The sequence below is a fragment of the Bradyrhizobium sp. CCBAU 53351 genome, from assembly GCF_015291745.1.
Classification (GTDB): Bacteria; Pseudomonadota; Alphaproteobacteria; order Rhizobiales; family Xanthobacteraceae; genus Bradyrhizobium.
In genome coordinates this window covers 5296330-5313085 of sequence record NZ_CP030059.1, presented here as the reverse complement: position 1 = coordinate 5313085, position 16756 = coordinate 5296330, and the positions used below count along the sequence as shown (strand labels likewise).

Sequence of the window (16756 nt, the reverse complement as noted above, 5' to 3'; positions counted from 1 at the left end):
AGTTGAGGCCGCAATGGTAGCAGACAAGATAGGTCTCGCTGCTCGATCAGTTCTAGTCATGATCGATGTTGATGCCATTGGGGCTTTTTGCGTCGTCACGGGAGCAGAGTCATTGATCCTCTCGGCGATCAAGTGTCAGCGACCAAACTGATGACGAAGACCTGGTTTACCAACGCAGCGATAGCGGTTTGGATTTCAGCTAACTCAGTCCTTGTCCTTCTCAACGGCATGATGGGCGGGAAAGGGCATCCAGCGATAACGGCAGCTGTATTGATCGCGCCGCTCGTCGTGATAGCGAGGAAATTTCGGCCGATCCCGGCCGACTATTTGTTTGCCGCATTAGCAGTGCTCATGGTGGCTTCAGCCGTCGTGAACGGCAGAATTGCGAGCGGTCACGAGTACGCGCTCCTCGCGATTTCCATGGCTACTATCCTGCGTTCCGGGCCGTGGGTCATCGTTTTGATCCGTGGCGCTTCTCTTATATCACGGCGGCGATCGTCTTGGTGGGGACCCTGCTGAAGGGTTGGGCTGTGGTCTACGATCGGAGCGGCGAGTTCAAGCCGCGGGTCTTGGGCTTCCGCGGAGGTCCGACCGTATTTTCGCTGGACCTGAAGCCCTAAACCTGCTCCCGAAAGCTGGCTTTTTCGGCCAAGGCATAGAAACGTTCGCCCAACAATCCTGCTACAAGACAGAACCGCACAACGTTGTCCTGCAAGCGGCAGTGGAGGTTGGTGTTGCCGCCGCGTTGCTTCTCGTCGCTGTGTTCATTCTGGGTTTGTTGTCGGCAGGCAGACGATGCCGTCGCGTCCTTTGTGTTCGCTGGCCTGCTATTCGTCGGGATCGAATAAGCGTCTCGCTGACGAATTCAGCGCTGCTGGTTGGATTTATGGGATGGGCGGTCGGGCTGCCGCAAAGTGACAGTTGCGAGTTGAGCGACGAATCGGAACCCGGCCGTCTGTAACAGCTCAGGCAATGTCGAGCATGTGCTTGAAATAGGCGATTGTCTCCTTCAGCCCGTCCTCGAGCGCGACCTTCGGCTGCCAGTTCAGCGCCGCCTTGGCCTTGGTGAGGTCGGGCTGGCGCTGGCGCGGATCGTCCTGCGGCAGCGGCCTGAACACCAGCTTGGAGCGCGAGCCCGTGAGCTCGATGACCTTCTCGGCGAGCTCGCGGATCGTGAACTCGGAATTGTTGCCGATATTGATTGGGCCGGTGATGTCTTCCGCAGTCGCCATCAACCGCATGATGGCCTCGACGAGGTCGTCGACATAGCAGAACGAGCGGGTCTGCCCGCCGTCGCCGAACACGGTGATCTCTTCGCCCTTGAGCGCCTGGACGATGAAGGACGACACCACGCGGCCGTCATTGGGCTGCATGCGCGGGCCGTAAGTGTTGAAGATGCGCGCGACCTTGATCGGCAGGCCGTGCTGGCGCCAATAGTCGAAGAACAGCGTCTCGGCGCAGCGCTTGCCCTCGTCGTAGCAGGAGCGGACGCCGATCGGATTGACGTTGCCCCAGTAATCCTCCGTCTGCGGATGGATCAACGGGTCGCCATAGACCTCGCTGGTCGAGGCCTGGAAGATGCGCGCCTTGAGCCGCTTGGCTAGCCCCAGCATGTTGATGGCGCCATGCACCGAGGTCTTGGTGGTCTGCACGGGGTCGCGCTGGTAGTGGATCGGGGATGCCGGACAGGCCAGGTTGAAGATCGCGTCTACCTCTATGTAAAGTGGGAAGGTGACGTCATGCCGCACCGCCTCGAATAATGGATTTTGCAGAAGGTGCCCTATATTGCGGCGGCTACCGGTGAAGTAATTGTCTACTGACACAACTTCGGCGCCGTCGTTCAGGAGCCGCTCGCACAAGTGAGATCCGATAAAGCCTGCCCCTCCTGTAACGAGGAGTCGACCGTTTTGGTATTGATCGAGCGACATCGGGTCTCCAGTTCGATAAAGTTGCTTACGATATTTCCGACAGACAGTGGTATCGATATCGCTTTTCCTTGCAACTCTAAATACATTTGTAGGTATTGTAATACCGATTTCCCTGCTTAAGATCAGCTAGGGCTCGATAGTCTACGGCACCAGCCAGGAATGAGCGGCGTGTCTCGGGTGGCTTGCGACTTAGTGTTGACGCGAGCGCCGCAATGCGTCACCCCGAATAAAAGTCGTCGCTTTCCCTAAATGGGTTGGAGAGCGATGGGTGAAGGTTTTAGGAACTCCGTCAGATGGTTGATCTCGTTTCAATTATCACCCCAGCCTACCGGGCTGCGAAGTACGTTGACCGGGCCATTACATCTGTTCAACAGCAGACCTATCCCCACTGGGAGATGATTGTTACCGATGACTGCTCGCCTGACGAGACGCGAGAAATCGTCGCTCGATACGTCGAACAGGATCGCCGAGTAAGATTGATTGCGCAGAAAACCAATCAGGGACCTGCAATGGCGCGTAATGCATCGCTTCGACAAGCGCAAGGCAGGTTTATCGCGTTCTTGGACAGCGACGATTGGTGGCTCTCGACGAAGCTCGAGCGTCAAGTAGACTTCATGCGCCGGTCGGGAGCCGCTTTGAGTTATACCCAATTCCGACGTGTCGGTGAGGATGGCGGAAACGAAGGACGTCTGATCAAAGTGCCGGACAGGCTTACTTACCGCATGTTGCTCGGAAACACCGCAATCGCAACTTCGACGGCGATGGTCGACCGGAAGCAGACCGGAGACTTTCAGATGAGGAAGACTTATTACGATGACTTCGCTCTTTGGTTGAAGTTGCTTCGAGAAGGCTATCTCGCCCGAGCCCTGCACGAAGATCTCATGCGTTATCGAATTTTGCCGGGCTCGATTTCTCGAAGCAAGATCAACTCGGCGAAGAAAGTCTGGTCAACGTATCGGGAGGTTGAAGGTCTCAGTGTTGCGCGCTCGACGATTCACTTCTCTCGCTATGCCTCCAACGCGCTGCTTAAATATGCTCGGTTCTGATCTGCATGCTGCATGGAGTCCTCTGGATGCACTGGGGCCACATCTGCGAAGAGTCGGCCACCTGAGACGGCGGCTATTGGGCTAGTCGTCGATATGGGACGCGAAGTCATTGTCGGAAAGAATTCCACCGTCTGGCGTCGGCTTTCGAGGCGATCCGACATCGCCGCACATTTCCATGTTGCGATCTCCCATAGTGAGCTTGATGGCATGAGTTTTTTGCCAAATGATCGAGTGTGGATTTTGTCCTATTCGCGGAAGGTCGAAGAGAATTCGGCGTTGATAGACAAATTGGGGCGCGCAGGAGTGGGAGAGTATGTCTACATCTCGTCTGCCACAACGAACGTGGCCTCCCGAACGCGTTGCTACCGCTATCCTACCGTCAAGCTGTTGGCCGAGACGCTAGCGCGTAAAAAGCTGGGCGCACGTATTTTGACCGTCGGTATGATGTACGAACAGCCATCCGAATTGCCAGCCGGGGCGACCATTGCGACGAGCTACGACGACTTGGCCGCGTTTATGCTTGCGCCGCAATGGCTGGACAGCGCCGAGCAACCAGTTCGCCTGATCAGGCGTTACGAGCGACCTTTTGCGAGTAGACTTGAGGAAATCGCGTTCGCGCTATATGGCCACGCTATGAGCATGCTACATCGATGGCCCTGTGCGCTCCGCCCAATAGATCTTATTCTGCGAGCAATGGGATACAAATGGTACGGCTACCTCTATCTGAGTAATAGGACGTGGTTTACGACGACATCATAATTGGCTCCGGACTCGCGGCGCTCGGCGCGGCCATTGGGCTCGCAGCCTCGCGAAAGGTGCTGGTCATTGGTGGAGCTGAGAAGGCGGAATTAGAGTTCTATAGTGATCAGAAGTCTATCCCCTGCTCCTATACAGGGGTCGGGGGGCTGGGCAATTTTTGGCATGGAGTTGTGCCGACCGGAATTGAGGCTCCCTACGCGCAGGAGAGCAGCAAAGAGCTAGTGGAGCTATTCCAGTATTTCTATCCGCGATCCTCGATCCAGGATAGGATTGGTCGCCGCTGGCTCTTCGTGCCGAGAAGACCGGTGCGCCCACGGCGCGAGTGGGCGAGGCTTTCGCGCCAGCGCGGCGGCAATTTGCGATTTCTGCCCCTGCTAGCCGATAGGTTTGACATTGGGGACAGTGGTCCAACCGTCTTCGCTGGCGCCGAAACATTCAAGTCGCGACGGCTTTGGATCGCGGCGGGCGTTATCAATTCGCCAAAGATCGTCGCACTATCCGTTTCTCCCAGTGTCCGGCGACCTTTCGTATCAGACCACATCATCTGCTATGTAGGCCAATTGGAGCAAGGAACACCAGGAGTTTCTGGACCGCGGGTGGAGCGGACATCGGAGGGGTTTTGGCTGTCGTTTGAGCGAAGTTTGGACGGGAGCGCTTTGCTCACGAGACGTCCCGCTCGGTTCGACTACCGCAGACTGGACTACGGGATTGAGCAGCGAGCGATATTCGGGCTCCCGACAAATAATGCAATCGCCACGCTCCTCAGGGCGACGTCACCGGGGCTGGTGGCAGAGGCGCTTTTCAACAAATTTGGGCTCTTCCCGAATTCGCGGGTGCTAAGTGTCTACGCCCAGATATTGGTCGAGGATGCACTTCGAGTCTCGCTCGAGGACGCTTCGATGACGCCCGTCCATCGCAGTGCTGCGCAAGCGATGGCGCGCCTATCGCTTCCTTGGCCGGAACTGGTCAAGTCTCGTCGCCTGGATCTATTCCTCCGTGGCATTCATCTTCATCACTCCCTCGATCTCGACGCCATGAAGACCGCCGGACTGTCTTCGGACCAATCCACGGTCAGAGTCGTCGATGCCTCGGCCATCAGCCAGATCGGACCTGAGCATCATAGCTTTTATACTATGGCACGTGCCTATCGTCTTTCTCGTCAGGTGACGGCAGTCGGATCGAGGCTACAAACGCTATCTTAAACGCGCCACAATCCAGGCACTAGCGGCGTTACGCATCTGAGATGTGACGGTATGGCCTGATCCGGCTTCGACACGCAGCGTCACATCAACGGGGGGTGGATGAGTTCGAATGATTTCGTCCGCGAGCGCAATAGTCGAGCGCGTGCGAACACGTTCATCATGGCTTTGAATCGATAGGAACGTACTTACATAACCGAGCGCATCAGCACGCTGGTGCAAAGCACCAGTCTCGCCGGCATAGCCTTCGAACTCGGATAAGTCAGAAAGATCGACCACTGGCGAGAGCCCGATAACCGATTTGAAGCGACGCTCTCGCAATGCGAGATGAAAGGCGGCAAAAGCGCCACGCGAGACGCCACCAACGAACACCCGCTCCGGATCCGCTTCCCCGGCTGCAAGCAGCTGGTCGAGCCTTTCAATGCATCTCGAGGTGAAAGCTCCGAAAAGATCTTCGTTGCGTTCGAGGCGATACCGCCAGCCTTTCAGTTCGGGGGGTTCGCCAGATCTTATGTCTCTGCCATGGCAAGGAAGGTCCGCAGAGGCAACTACAAATCTGCTATCGGAGACGGGGCAATCGGAGATACCCATTGCTTCGCTGGTGTAGAACCAAAAAATTACTGCTCGCGAAGGATCGCCCATTGAATGCGATGGGAGCAATGAAGCGGCTACGCTGCCCAGGAAGGTTCTGCGGTCAACCATCGCTTCAAAATCCTCTTCGTTACGGCTGTGTTCTCAAGCAGGGGCGCTCCAATGAAGGCGAGCAGCAAGGCCGCGGCGGCTGAGCATAGCGCGGCAATGACCGCCACAACGACCGACGTCTGATCGATTTGAAGCGACAAAGACAAGCCAACTGCGAGGACGGGGAAATGACTAACATAGAGCGTATACGAGAAGTCTCCTGATTTGAGAAGCCAATCAGGAAAGTGGAGTTCTGCCCAATTGCGCAACAGGAATGCGTATGCAATTGCAACGCAACTTATCACCTGTACCAAGCTGCCGCGAGGACTGTCGATATAGTCGGAAAAAGTTGGCGCGGCGTAACAAAGCAGAATCGCCGCAGCCGCGATTGGGAGGAATATCTTCGCTTTATGCGCGGCTGGCAGATTCGTGATTGCTCCAAGACACCAAACAGAGGCGAAGAACCAGAAGCGATAATGTTCACCTGCGGTCAAAACCGCAAAAAGGACGAAGGCTGCTCCAACTAATCTGGCTACTGGTGCGCGACTGAAGGCGAAGATTGCGGCGCCGCCCGCGCTGACATAGAGCTTCACTTCGATGTAGAGTGTCCATAATGGACCGTCGACGACCGTCATGCCATTGTAAAGCAGCAGACTACGCATAAGCTCACCTGCCGTGAAATGAAGGCCTGACGCGCGCAGATCGCCCAGCGGTGTTCCATTTGCTCCTGGCAGATCGAATATGTGGACGATCGTGACAGCTCCCACTGCCAGAGCCACGGCGAACAATAATGGTGGGTAAAGTCTTGCGATACGGCTGAGTATATAGCCACTCGCGTCAAAGTATCCGTTCCGACTTATGTTGGACGCGATGCTTGCTACAATTAATCGGCCGGACAGCAAAAAAAAGATTAGTACAGCAAACCGCGCTGCCCAACCTGACATCATTTCAAGCCACGATCCGCCACCATAGAGGCGCCAAGCGAACGCCTGCGCCACATGGGCGACTAGGACCACGAGGGCCGCGACCCCTCTGGCCACGTCAAATCGGAGGGTATTCTTGTGGTCCACCAGCGTTCCCGAACAAAATACGCACGCGATATTCCTAGCGGTCAAGTCGGTTGCGCGCAAGCATTGCGGTGCTATGTTGGAGTAGCGGGAGATCCTACCACAAGCTCTCCCATGTGCGTGACGTGGGCAGGAGTCAGCTTACTGACAGCAAAGCGATGGTTTGGCTTATTCGTTTCGTTTCGCCATACGCTGAAAGGCCCGTTCAAAAACGGGCTCAAGATATCTCGCGCCGGTCTTGCTCAAATGATCTTCGTCCCAGTACAGCGGCTTCCCTTTCATCTCGACAACGCACTTTCGATCCGGGCACCTCATCGGAATAGGATCGATGATCGTGAGGTTGTCGCTCCGTTCGGCAGCAGACGCGATGATGTCGTCGATGGGCTTGTGACGCTCGGTGTGCGTCTGCCACGTCGTCCACGCTTCGTCGCTGCTGCGGCGGAGCAACTCGTTTCTCGCTAGGATTCGATAAACGCTCTGGCGCTGTTCTGGGATTTCCTTGAAGAGATACACATTCACGTTTTGCAGCTGTCGAACCGTGTTGAAAAGGGACTGTTCAAAAACTTTCAACCGATTAGGTTCTATATTCCAATCTTCGTTGAAGACGAGATAAGGGCTTGCAGGCGCTTCACTGCCTTGCATCGTTCCGATTGTGTATAAGCTCCATCGAGCGATCAGGAAGACATTTTTGACGCCGTGCCTCTGAATGAGATTCTCGACTGCGTCATAGAATTCGGTGCAGGATTTGATTGTTCCGCGCCAGCCGTTGTGGGTACCTACTAGCGGCGGGCAGCCTGCGTAGTTGGCGAGGATGCCGGTTAGTCTATATTTCTCCGCGAGCTCTATCAGCGCGGGCGATGTTGCCCATCCATGACTGTCACCCCAGACGATGAAATCCACTTTGGCGGGATCATGCTTGCCGATGAGGCAAAGCTCGTCTTTGTTTGTTTTTCTCGACCATTGAGAAAACGAAATCCGTGCCTGGTGGATCGAAACAGTGGTAGTTGGGGCCGTCTACAACGTTGCGCGCGGCCAGGGCCTAAGCCACGCGCTCCGGAAGACGATTCGGTGCGCCGTTGGTGCGAACACCGTTCGCAGCAAATGCCAGCACGGCACATGTCGCTAGGGTGCCCATGATATAGACGCGCGGCATTCCGATCAGGAGTCGCTTTTGACGTATTGGATTTTCGACAAGATAATTGGTTGCGGTCGACAACGCAAAGGTGAGCACGATGAGGCCGAGTGCCACGTTCAGCGCGAGCGGTTCGAAGTACAGCCGTCCGAATACCAGCACGGGCCAATGCCATAGATAAAGAGAATAGGAAATTCGTCCGATGAGGGTTGCTGGCGATGAGGAGAGCAATCGTAAGAGTCCGTCCTGCGCATATGGGGGCGCAATCAAGAGTAAGGTGGCGCCGGCACAAGCCGAGGAGACCGAAAGCAGGTGACGTTGTACTTCGATCGGCGTCAGGAAGAACGTGGTCCCGATGACAATAATCCCGGTCACGCGGAAGTGCAGAGGCGAGCAACCGAGGAATCTGGATTTTGCGGCGATAGGCAAAGGCTGCAAGACCGCCCAGCGACAACTCCCATATGCGAGCGAAGGAGTTATAGAACGCGGCATCGAAGTGTGCGGTCATATTAAGCCAGATTGCAAAGGCGAGCGATGCTGCGAACGAAAGTCGAGAAATGCCTGACCCGGTGCAACCTTGCGCACGCGACCATGACGGCAGGAACAACAAGATAGAATTGCTCTTCGATGGAAAGTGACCACGTGTGCAGCAAGGGCTTTAACGTGGCAGGGCCGTCGAGGTAGCCAACCGTCGCAAGGAAATACCAATTTGAAAGAAATGTTGCGGATGCCGCGAGGCTCTTGCTGAAGTCGATGAGCTCTGGCGGCAGCGAGAGCAACCACGCTGCCAGACAGGTCGTCAGCGTGACGATGGCAGCAACTGGAACCAGTCGCCTAATGCGCCTTTCGTAGAAGCGCAGGAACGAGAAAGAGGCGGCGCTGATCTCGTCGAGGATCAGCCCGACAATCAAAAATCCGGATACAACGAAGAATACATCGACACCCAGGAAGCCGCCAGGAAGCGTTGCTCCAAAGAAGTGAAAGACCAAGACACCGAGGATGGAGATGGCGCGCGAAGACCGTCTATGTCTTGTCTATACGTCACGACGAGTTCTCATCCGATCGCGAAGGTGAAGCCTGAAGAGAGACTGCCGAAGGAGGGGGCAGTTAAGCAAGTGCAATTCGTCTCTTGACGATGATGAAGCCCACGTTCCAATCATGGCTGATCACTAGCTTGCAGCATTGCCGTGAACAACCCGTTGGGAGAGGGCATGCCCAACAATTCCTGCGGCCAGGAGCGACCTTGTTATCTTTGCGCAGGCGGATGTGACCGCTTGCTGACCGTCCCGCAAGCCCGCATTCATGTGGTGCAGGTGAGGCCGGGCTATCTGCGAGCTACGGTATTCGCAAGATCTGCTGCGCAATCGCTCCGTATGCTTTCCGGAACCGAAGTTGGGCCGAAGACGGGGCTACGCAGATCGACCATCGCAGCGCGTCGATACAGTTGCCTAAGCCACTCAGGCAAATTCCTCTCGGCGCGAGCCAGCGATAAAATGAGGTGCTGCGCAGATCACTGCTATCCAAACGAAGCACGGCCACAAGTTTGGTAGTAACGTGGTGACCGGTGCAGCCGCCACGATAACGAAAACAAGCGGTGCCGAGAGGGAAAGAATGTTGGTGGTGTGCCCCAGTATGCATTGTAGCCCATGGCGAAGCCAGGCGCCCATCAGGGCTGCCAGTACCAAGCTCGGTATGGCTCCGAAGTCGAGATAAAATGCCCCCATCAACGTGAAGTAGGTTCCGACATTCGGCAAGTTTTCCGCGAGATCGTACCGCATGTCTTTTCCTGAAAGCTTGCTGAGGATTTGAGCGATCTGCGGAAACTCATAGAGACCGTGCGAGTGCGACAGCTCAACGAGCCGGAAGATTCGATCAAATTCATTGATGCCCTGCGTGACATAAAGCCAACCCATCGCTCGCGAGTATTTGATAGCCAGCTGATTAAAGTTCTGGATCGAGGAGAGGTCGATATCGAAATCCGAGGCGTAGCGAAGGTACGCGAGCGCGTAGGGCGGGGCCGAACTGGCTCTCGCTTTACCAATAATCTCGAGTTGCTCGACTTTCTGTGCTTTTTCATCGGCGGTGTCGTGCGCCGAATCTGGGGCTGACAGCGTATGATCCAGCTGTTGCTCGATGGTTTGGATGATTTGGGCGCCGCGCGAAGCGAAAACGTTCAAATTGTATTGGTTGTTCGCAAGCAACATTGCAAAAGTGAACACCAACGGAGCTGCGTGCCGAAGCCGCAGCGAACTCAGCCGAGCCTGACCGTCGCGACTGACGTCAGCGATCGAGGAGCTCGCGGTTGCAAAGAGCACGGAGAGCAGCAGAGCCGTGGCGAAGGATCGACCTCCTTCAAACGTCGCCTGGTAAACAAAAATCGCGAGAGTCGAGAATAGCAGGACGACCAGCCCTCCCCAGGAAACGTCTTGCCATCTTAAGCAGGTAACGATCCACGCAACTACGATCGCAGAGACGAGCAGGCGACCAAAGCCCCCTAACCACGACCCGAGGAAGCCGGCAGCAGCCTGTTGAACCTGCATAGTTCGCAAATCGTAGATCGGAGTGGAGAATCCGTAACCCCGAACGATCGCGAATTCATAGGTCATTATGCCAGCGCCGATCAGCGCCGCGAGCGAAAGAACAATCACCCAATGATTAGCGAAACATCGGATGCGCGGCGCGAATGGAATGCTCCTCACGCGCACCATAAATCCGCTCAGAAAGGCGACGTACCATCCTGCAACGAAAGTCCAACCAAGGAAGCTGACGGGTCGCCAAGTTCCATATTCGGTAAGGAGCCGCAGGCTCAGAACGAGAGCTAGAGGCGAGAGGATTACCATCGCCGTCATGACTACCAGCCATCGGTGAGAGATCTGGACGTCGCTCATCATTTCCAGCCCGAGTGCGTTGAGGTTGAGGAAGTCGTAGTTTAAGATGGTTCCATGATAAAAATCCTTACTGCCCGACTTTTTGCCACACGCGGCGCTAGGGCGCTCTTATGGGTGGTCGACAAGTTCGCGTCTAGCGTGCTTGGCATTTGCAATCGCGCCTATGCAAGTTACCTGTGGCCGGACTCCTGGCAGAAGGACTTCTATATCCATTGGAACTGTCGGGTAAAGTGTCCGGATCGGATCACGTTCGGAAAGGGGGTACGAATCGGTCCTTCTTGCGTGCTGGGTGCGATGGGCGGCATCCAAATGGGCGACCATGTGAGACTTTCGGAGGGCGCCTGCCTCGAGACAGGCGGTCTGGATATCAATGGACCGATACCTTACGCGCACGTAGCCAAGCCCATTGTGCTTGGTGAGGGGGTGTGGCTCGGGTTTCGGGCAACGGTCCTCGCCGGTGTGACCATAGGCGATCGCTCGATTGTCGGAGCTGGTGCAGTTGTAACCAAGGACGTCCCGGCGGATTGTATCGCGGTCGGTTCTCCTGTGCGAATTTTTCCGAAGTCCAACAAGTGAAGTCGCATCACGTTTTCTTTGGTCTTATGGCCTTCTCGAGCGCGACCACGCTTGGGAAATCAGGAATCCTTGCCGCCATTCTCCCGCCGCTGGATTTTGCTCACTATTCGGCCGCGTTCGCTTTGGTAGGAGCTATCGCCAGTGTATTGAGCTTCGGTCTGGTCGAGGGGATGGTGAAGAAGTTCACTCGCCTCGTCGCGTACGGGCGCGCTGATGAATTGCGCGCAACGCTTGGTTCTGACGCTCGCAGATTGGCATGGCGCCATGTGGCTGCACTTGGTGTCGTCTTGCTCATTACCTTCGTAGTCTATGGCCGTTGGCTGCTTGCCCCAGCCGCGGCTCTCGTTGTCCTGGCATTTGCCGCCAACGCCTTCGCCATCTCCGCATCGCTTTTCCGAGCCTACGACAGGCTGGTCGGGCTTGGTATGTCCGCAACTATCCGCGCGGTTCTCGCCTTGGCATTTTCGGCGGCTTTTAGTGCTGCGATTGGTTGGCAGGGCGGCCTCTCGGCGGAGGCCGTTTCTTCGGCCCTGGTCGGCCTTGCTTTTCTCTATTATTCCAGAGCCATCATTCGTAGCGAAGCGATGTCATCGACTTCGAGTGAGGAGAGCGTCGACGCGTTCATCTCGGGTAGATCTGACGGTGTATGGCTTTTTGCCGCCTTCGGTCTTGCTTTGGTCCCCGTGAGCTTCGACCGCTTGTGGATAGTTCACTTCTCACTGCCTGTCTCCGCGGCGCAATATGCCTTTTGCGGCATATGGATCAGTGCCGCTTTTACCATGACGAGCGTGTATGTTCAGAAGTTGGGGCCAGACTTTATCCGCATGAGGGCTGCTGTTGAAAGCCCAAGCATCCTGCGCATGTCGTTACGGCACGCCTGCAGGCTGTCTTTGCTGATGGCAGCCGGCGCCGCCGCATCGTTTGTTGTGCTCCATCTGATCTGGTACGATGGTTTTTGGCTGAAGTATCAGCTTTCAATTATTGTCGTCGTTGGCACTCTGGCTACCTTGTCTGTTCAAGTGACGCCGGTTTTCGATTGGGCCCTGATCGCTCTGGATGGAGAGCGCGGCGTTTTTGTCGGCGCAGCCCTGTTCTTCGGATCTTGCACTGCGTTCTTTGCGATTTCGGCCTATTTGCAGCTGGGTTTTACGGCCTATATGCTCTCATTCGGATGCGCACGGGCCATCCAAGCTATCGCCGAGGTCGTGATGATCTCGAGGTTGGAGCGTCTCTCGTCCGCGGGCTACCGGATAACCGTAGCTGGATCGCGCCAGTGAACGTATCGGCAACGAGCTTTGCGCTCTGTCATGAGGTCCTGCGCTATCGGGCTGTACTTGAAGCTGCCTAATGGATATAGAGCTTTGTCCAGGAAGACGATTTGCAGCGAGGGGAATTTCATGGGAATAATCTCGGGAATCAGCAACCGCGCAAAGGTTTTGTTCGACCCGAGATACCGGCACATGTACGCGCAGCGCCGTGTCGTCGGCATGCCCGAACGAAATGCTGCGGCCGATCGACTGGCGGCAACTCTGCCCAAATATCCGAGCCGGCCCGAAGCTGCCGATACGTCCGGTCGCCTGGATTCGGACGGTTATGCGATGCTGCCGGGCCTGCTGTCGCCGCAGCAAGTTAAGGAGATGAGAGAGTACTTTGAGACCCGGCTCGCTTTCGATGGCTACCGTCCCGAGGTCGGCAAGTTCAAAGCTCCGGATAACGCTCCGAAGGGAACGCATGTCGCGAATTTTGATCATCTCGACGTGGTCAGCGCCCCCCACGCGCTCGCGATAGCCAATAACCCAATCGTCCTGTCGGCTGTTGCTGAGGCGCTCGGCGCCAAACCAACTATCAGCTACATGACAGCGTGGTGGTCGATTGCTCATGGTGAGGCAGCGAAAGAGGCCGAACTTTATCACCGCGACGTCGATGATTTCCGTTTCGTCAAACTGTTTGTTTATCTTACCGACGTGGACGAGGGATCAGGCCCGCACGCCTTTGTCCGCGGAACGCATAAGATCGACAAGTTGACTGAAATCCGCCGGCTGTCCGAGGCGGAAGTTGCCCGCGAATTCGGCGCGGACAATATGCTGTCGTTCACTGGACCGGCCGGAACGGCATTCATCGAAAACACCTACGGCGTACACCGCGGCGTGCCGCCGAAGACGCGAACCCGTCTGTTGTTCCAGGTTCTCTATTCCCTGGCTGAATACGTCGGCGGTCCCAAGCGTCCTGTTATGAAGTATCAAACCGAACAGAACGGCCTGGCCATAGATCCTTACATCAATCGCGTATACCTTCGATGAGCGATCCAAGCGATCGCGAATAGAGCGCGGTGATCTGATACGGATCTCGGGGCCTTTCGCTTCGCGTGTGATGGTGCTCTTCGCGCTACGTCTCCTAGGTTCTGCTCAACGCTCTAATTTCGAGGCAACCGGCACCATCAGTACCAGCGGGTAAACCTCGTCCAGTTTGTCTGGATCAACCCGCTCCAGCGTATTCTCTCGACCCTTGAACAGCAGTTTCAGGGAGCGCCATATCTTCGAGCGCCCCGTGTCGTGCACGCGAATGGCGTAGAGTTCGTAACCAGGTATCGAGCGGGCAATATTGATCAGATTGGGCTGCGCTTTTGTGAAGAGTTCGAAGCCCACGAGGGGTCGATATTGACGGAGCAGTGGCTCGAGAGCCTCGATAATTTCCTGCTCCATTCCTTCAACGTCGATCTTGATAAACGTCTCTGACAATTGATCGGCGTATTGCTTCACGAAGTCCTGCGCCGACTCGAGCTGGATCGAATATTTATTTCCGAACTGCTGTTCTGATAGCCCGAACGTTTCGGGGGGCAGCATTGATCTTTCCGCGACGCGGCTGATGGAGTGCTCGTCTGGCGACTCCTCGAGAGTCACCGTTCCCCCGGTCTTGCCCAGGCCGAAATTATGGCATGAAACGTGCGGCAACCGGTTACGCAACATGTTCGCTTCGAGTACGCGAAAGAGGACAGGATGCGGCTCGACAGCTGCCACGCGCTGGAATAGTGGCGCCAGCGCGACGCTGTGGTTACCTATATTGGCCCCGATATCGATCATCAGTTTCGTGGTGCCGGAGCGGGAAATGACGTAGTGCAACGCCTCTATAACCCCCTTTTCGAACAGGCCCTCCGAGAGGATATGTCGGTCGACTGTGCTGGATATTTCGACGAACATCGCCGCTGGTCGCTTGCGGGCACGGCGCGCCAGGAGCGTAAGCAGCCCAAAGCTCAGCAGATACCGAATGGCATCAAAGCCGGGTTTTACTTCGAAGAATGAAGTTCGTTCTGTCTTGTTCACGGGTGATTCATCCTGGTATCAAGGTTCGCGGAACCCACTGTTACCGACGGCTTGGAGTAGCAGCTCGAGATCCAGCAGGTCGATCAGGGGCCACCGACGCCCTCCGGCCCGGGGGCGGACTGTGCTCTCGAGGCATGCTTTTATGAATTCGTGTTTCTCGCTCGCGGACAACGGTTTTGCGGACCTGAGGCCTTCGATGATGCTGTCGGCCCAGCTTCCTACGCAGGCAAGATCGAGGTAGACTGCGCCCGAGCGAGCAAACCAGTAGCTCGTCTGGCTGAAGGTGAAAATCGGCTTTTCGTGCAGCACGGCTTCGACGCCTCCGCTGCCTGCGCCTAGCACCACCGCGTCGCTGTTGGCCATGATTTCGGCAGAGTATTCCATTGGCGGAGCCATTACGATGTTCGGGATCGAATTCAGTCGTTTGTAGAAGGCCGGATTACGCGTGCCGAGCATATGAGGATGCTCCTTGATCACGACGACGCAGACTCGCGATATAGCAGCTACGATCTCCGCAGTCTTGTTCTCGTAGTCGAGGATCGACTTGTCTTGAATCCAGTAGTCGATTGTCGATTCGGGAAAGTAGGCGAGAGGAACATATATCGTTGGCGAGGCCGATTTCTTCCTCAGCGCAAGCAGCTCGGATTTCCAGCTTCTGCTAAAACAGTTTGCGGACGGATAGTCTCGAAGCCGACGTCGTTCGGCCAGATAAGGCGTGATGGCGTAATGAACTTGAAGGGGATCGCGCTCCAGATATCCTTTCGCCAGGAAGACAATCCGTTTGACGTAGTACCGTCCCACACCGAACACGTGACGAGACAATGAGTAGTTTTTGCGTTGGCTGTAGTCCTGCCGGAAGAATGGCTTCATCAAGGTTGAGATTGTCTGCTCGACTTCCTCGAAAGACGGGGTACGGATGTTGAAGGCGTCGCCATTTGCATTGCTGGTGAGCTGGATGCGGCCGGGAAAAAACGAATGAGCGTAGCCGATATACGGGATACCGCGCCGCTCGGCGAGCAGGCTCAGCAGGTGAGTCACATACTCATCGACCATGTGACCAATCACCGCCTCGGGATTTAGCCTGTCGAGCCATTCCTGAAGCGCGGCGGCCATTGCGTGAAGACGACGCTCGGCATCCGCTCGATCAAGATTTCGCAGGAGGCGGCATCGTCGAATGCAATCATTGTCTTGTTCGGCGCTTAGTAGGTTCGGCGGTGTTCCAGAGCGCAGGAAACGGTAGAATGCCTCACGCGTGTCGTCGGTGCCCTTGCTCTTGCCGTCCGTAAGAAAAAACAGCTTCTGGTTACCCGAGAACGCAGCAAAATTTGCCTTGAAATCGTCCACGAGATAAGGACGACAGAAGACTAGGACTCCGGAGGGGGACGAGCCGTTTTCGGTTGTGGACAAAATAACCTGCGCGCTGTGGTCTTCGGTTCGGTAAGGCTAGCCTGACAGGGCTTTACTCACCTCGACGTGATCCGCTAAACATTGGACACCATTCAAGTCAAGCGGCAGTATCGGGTCTTGTTACCCGGTTACTGACACGTTTTCGACATTTTTGCCGTAAGCCGGCCTGAGCTAATGTCTTATTCTGAGTCTCGTTCGGAGCTTGGCGTTCGCAGCCTGCTCGATGCCGATTGGCAACGTCTGTTGTCTGCAATGGGCAGGCCAGGCAGAGCTCGGAAATGGACCGACGCGTTCTCGCCCAGGTTCGCGCACATCGTTCTCATTCGCTGGGCGCATGCATTCCATAGATCCGGTTGGCGTCGGCTCGGAAAGCTGACCTCTCTCCTGAATTTTGGACTGTTCGGGATGGAAATTCCCAGCAGTCTGGAAATCGGCCCTGGCCTGATCATTCCGCACACGAATGGAATTATCCTCGGTGCCGCGCGTATCGGGTCCAACGTGACCATTTACCAGCAAGTTACGCTGGGAGCAAAAATGGCGGACTGGGACTACGATCTGACCCAGAGGCCCGTGGTTGAAGACGGGGCGACAATCGCAGCCGGTGCTAAGGTGTTGGGACCCGTTCTTCTAGGAAGCAATTGTGTGATCGGCGCGAACGCGGTGGTCGTTAGCAACGTCAATCCGGGGGATGTCGTGGGTGGAGTTCCCGCGCGCGTGCTGTCACCCGGCAAGTAGCGTGCTCGCCGCTTCCAA

General features: G+C 56.0%; 17 protein-coding genes. 8 read left to right on the top strand and 9 right to left on the bottom strand.

The annotated features are described in order from the left end of the window. Positions 1 to 150: 150 nt before the first annotated feature. Complete coding sequence (locus tag XH83_RS25215; RefSeq protein ID WP_194403398.1) at positions 151 to 519, top strand: hypothetical protein; 369 nt, start codon at positions 151 to 153, stop codon at positions 517 to 519. 446 nt (positions 520 to 965) lie between these two features. On the opposite strand, the gene XH83_RS25210 is transcribed toward XH83_RS25215, so the two are convergent. Further along, positions 966 to 1928 carry a UDP-glucuronic acid decarboxylase family protein gene (locus tag XH83_RS25210; RefSeq protein WP_194403397.1) on the bottom strand — a complete coding sequence of 321 codons (963 nt, stop codon included), beginning with the start codon at positions 1926 to 1928 and terminating at the stop codon, positions 966 to 968. A 293-nt stretch (positions 1929 to 2221) separates the two neighbouring features. Between XH83_RS25210 and XH83_RS25205 the strand changes: the two genes are divergently transcribed. The 3 genes from XH83_RS25205 (at position 2222) to XH83_RS25195 (ending at position 4935) form a co-directional block, all read left to right on the top strand. Beyond that, on the top strand, positions 2222 to 2974 hold the full coding sequence (locus XH83_RS25205) for a glycosyltransferase family 2 protein (RefSeq protein ID WP_194403396.1): 753 nt from the start codon (positions 2222 to 2224) through the stop codon (positions 2972 to 2974). A gap of 93 nt (positions 2975 to 3067) precedes the next feature. Continuing rightward, the gene (locus XH83_RS25200) at positions 3068 to 3733 is read left to right on the top strand and encodes a hypothetical protein (protein WP_194403395.1); all 666 of its coding nucleotides are present in this window, start codon (positions 3068 to 3070) and stop codon (positions 3731 to 3733) included. Then, positions 3712 to 4935: a hypothetical protein gene (locus XH83_RS25195; protein ID WP_194403394.1), complete on the top strand. Its 1224-nt coding sequence runs from the start codon at positions 3712 to 3714 to the stop codon at positions 4933 to 4935. Before XH83_RS25200 ends, XH83_RS25195 begins: the two co-directional genes overlap by 22 nt. Here the strand turns inward: XH83_RS25195 and XH83_RS25190 are convergent. The 6 genes from XH83_RS25190 to XH83_RS25165 all read right to left on the bottom strand — a co-directional run bounded on the left by XH83_RS25190 (position 4927) and on the right by XH83_RS25165 (position 10703). Then, on the bottom strand, positions 4927 to 5634 hold the full coding sequence (locus XH83_RS25190; protein WP_194403393.1) for a S9 family peptidase: 708 nt from the start codon (positions 5632 to 5634) through the stop codon (positions 4927 to 4929). The two genes, XH83_RS25195 and XH83_RS25190, sit on opposite strands and share 9 nt — an antisense overlap. After that, entirely contained in the window at positions 5601 to 6683 is a 1083-nt protein-coding gene (locus XH83_RS25185; RefSeq protein ID WP_194403392.1) for an acyltransferase, read from the bottom strand. The genes XH83_RS25190 and XH83_RS25185 overlap by 34 nt, the downstream gene beginning before the upstream one ends. A gap of 165 nt (positions 6684 to 6848) precedes the next feature. Next, positions 6849 to 7580: an SGNH hydrolase domain-containing protein gene (locus XH83_RS25180; RefSeq protein WP_194403391.1), complete on the bottom strand. Its 732-nt coding sequence runs from the start codon at positions 7578 to 7580 to the stop codon at positions 6849 to 6851. A gap of 139 nt (positions 7581 to 7719) precedes the next feature. Next, positions 7720 to 8187 (bottom strand): acyltransferase, encoded by a 468-nt coding sequence (locus tag XH83_RS25175; protein ID WP_194403390.1) that lies wholly within the window; start codon positions 8185 to 8187, stop codon positions 7720 to 7722. A gap of 134 nt (positions 8188 to 8321) precedes the next feature. Further along, a complete protein-coding gene (locus tag XH83_RS25170) occupies positions 8322 to 8801 on the bottom strand; it encodes an acyltransferase (protein WP_194403389.1) in 480 nt (159 codons plus the stop codon). Between the two features lie 468 nt (positions 8802 to 9269). Beyond that, complete coding sequence (locus XH83_RS25165; protein WP_194403388.1) at positions 9270 to 10703, bottom strand: hypothetical protein; 1434 nt, start codon at positions 10701 to 10703, stop codon at positions 9270 to 9272. Positions 10704 to 10754: 51 nt separating this feature from the next. Between XH83_RS25165 and XH83_RS40410 the strand changes: the two genes are divergently transcribed. The 3 genes from XH83_RS40410 (at position 10755) to XH83_RS25150 (ending at position 13576) form a co-directional block, all read left to right on the top strand. Further along, complete coding sequence (locus tag XH83_RS40410; RefSeq protein ID WP_194403387.1) at positions 10755 to 11276, top strand: acyltransferase; 522 nt, start codon at positions 10755 to 10757, stop codon at positions 11274 to 11276. Beyond that, positions 11273 to 12553, top strand: a complete 1281-nt coding sequence (locus XH83_RS25155) for a hypothetical protein (protein WP_194403386.1) — start codon at positions 11273 to 11275, stop codon at positions 12551 to 12553. The genes XH83_RS40410 and XH83_RS25155 overlap by 4 nt, the downstream gene beginning before the upstream one ends. A 183-nt stretch (positions 12554 to 12736) precedes the next feature. After that, positions 12737 to 13576 carry a phytanoyl-CoA dioxygenase family protein gene (locus XH83_RS25150; RefSeq protein ID WP_210346983.1) on the top strand — a complete coding sequence of 280 codons (840 nt, stop codon included), beginning with the start codon at positions 12737 to 12739 and terminating at the stop codon, positions 13574 to 13576. Between the two features lie 105 nt (positions 13577 to 13681). Here XH83_RS25150 and XH83_RS25145 read toward each other — a convergent pair whose 3' ends face one another. Further along, positions 13682 to 14596, bottom strand: a complete 915-nt coding sequence (locus XH83_RS25145) for an FkbM family methyltransferase (protein ID WP_194403384.1) — start codon at positions 14594 to 14596, stop codon at positions 13682 to 13684. 18 nt (positions 14597 to 14614) lie between these two features. Further along, a complete protein-coding gene (locus XH83_RS25140; protein WP_194403383.1) occupies positions 14615 to 15940 on the bottom strand; it encodes a hypothetical protein in 1326 nt (441 codons plus the stop codon). 468 nt (positions 15941 to 16408) lie between these two features. Between XH83_RS25140 and XH83_RS25135 the strand changes: the two genes are divergently transcribed. Then, on the top strand, positions 16409 to 16738 hold the full coding sequence (locus XH83_RS25135) for a serine O-acetyltransferase (RefSeq protein ID WP_194403382.1): 330 nt from the start codon (positions 16409 to 16411) through the stop codon (positions 16736 to 16738). The last annotated feature ends 18 nt before the right edge of the window (positions 16739 to 16756 follow it).

What these genes read in the sequence shown, in the direction of transcription:
- XH83_RS25215 (WP_194403398.1), top strand. Translation starts at nt 151, where the DNA reads ATGACGAAGACCTGGTTTACCAACGCAGCGATAGCGGTTTGGATTTCA.
- XH83_RS25210 (WP_194403397.1), bottom strand. Translation starts at nt 1,928, where the DNA reads ATGTCGCTCGATCAATACCAAAACGGTCGACTCCTCGTTACAGGAGGG.
- XH83_RS25205 (WP_194403396.1), top strand. Translation starts at nt 2,222, where the DNA reads ATGGTTGATCTCGTTTCAATTATCACCCCAGCCTACCGGGCTGCGAAG.
- XH83_RS25200 (WP_194403395.1), top strand. Translation starts at nt 3,068, where the DNA reads ATGGGACGCGAAGTCATTGTCGGAAAGAATTCCACCGTCTGGCGTCGG.
- XH83_RS25190 (WP_194403393.1), bottom strand. Translation starts at nt 5,634, where the DNA reads ATGGTTGACCGCAGAACCTTCCTGGGCAGCGTAGCCGCTTCATTGCTC.
- XH83_RS25165 (WP_194403388.1), bottom strand. Translation starts at nt 10,703, where the DNA reads ATGATGAGCGACGTCCAGATCTCTCACCGATGGCTGGTAGTCATGACG.
- XH83_RS40410 (WP_194403387.1), top strand. Translation starts at nt 10,755, where the DNA reads ATGATAAAAATCCTTACTGCCCGACTTTTTGCCACACGCGGCGCTAGG.
- XH83_RS25150 (WP_210346983.1), top strand. Translation starts at nt 12,737, where the DNA reads ATGTACGCGCAGCGCCGTGTCGTCGGCATGCCCGAACGAAATGCTGCG.
- XH83_RS25135 (WP_194403382.1), top strand. Translation starts at nt 16,409, where the DNA reads ATGGAAATTCCCAGCAGTCTGGAAATCGGCCCTGGCCTGATCATTCCG.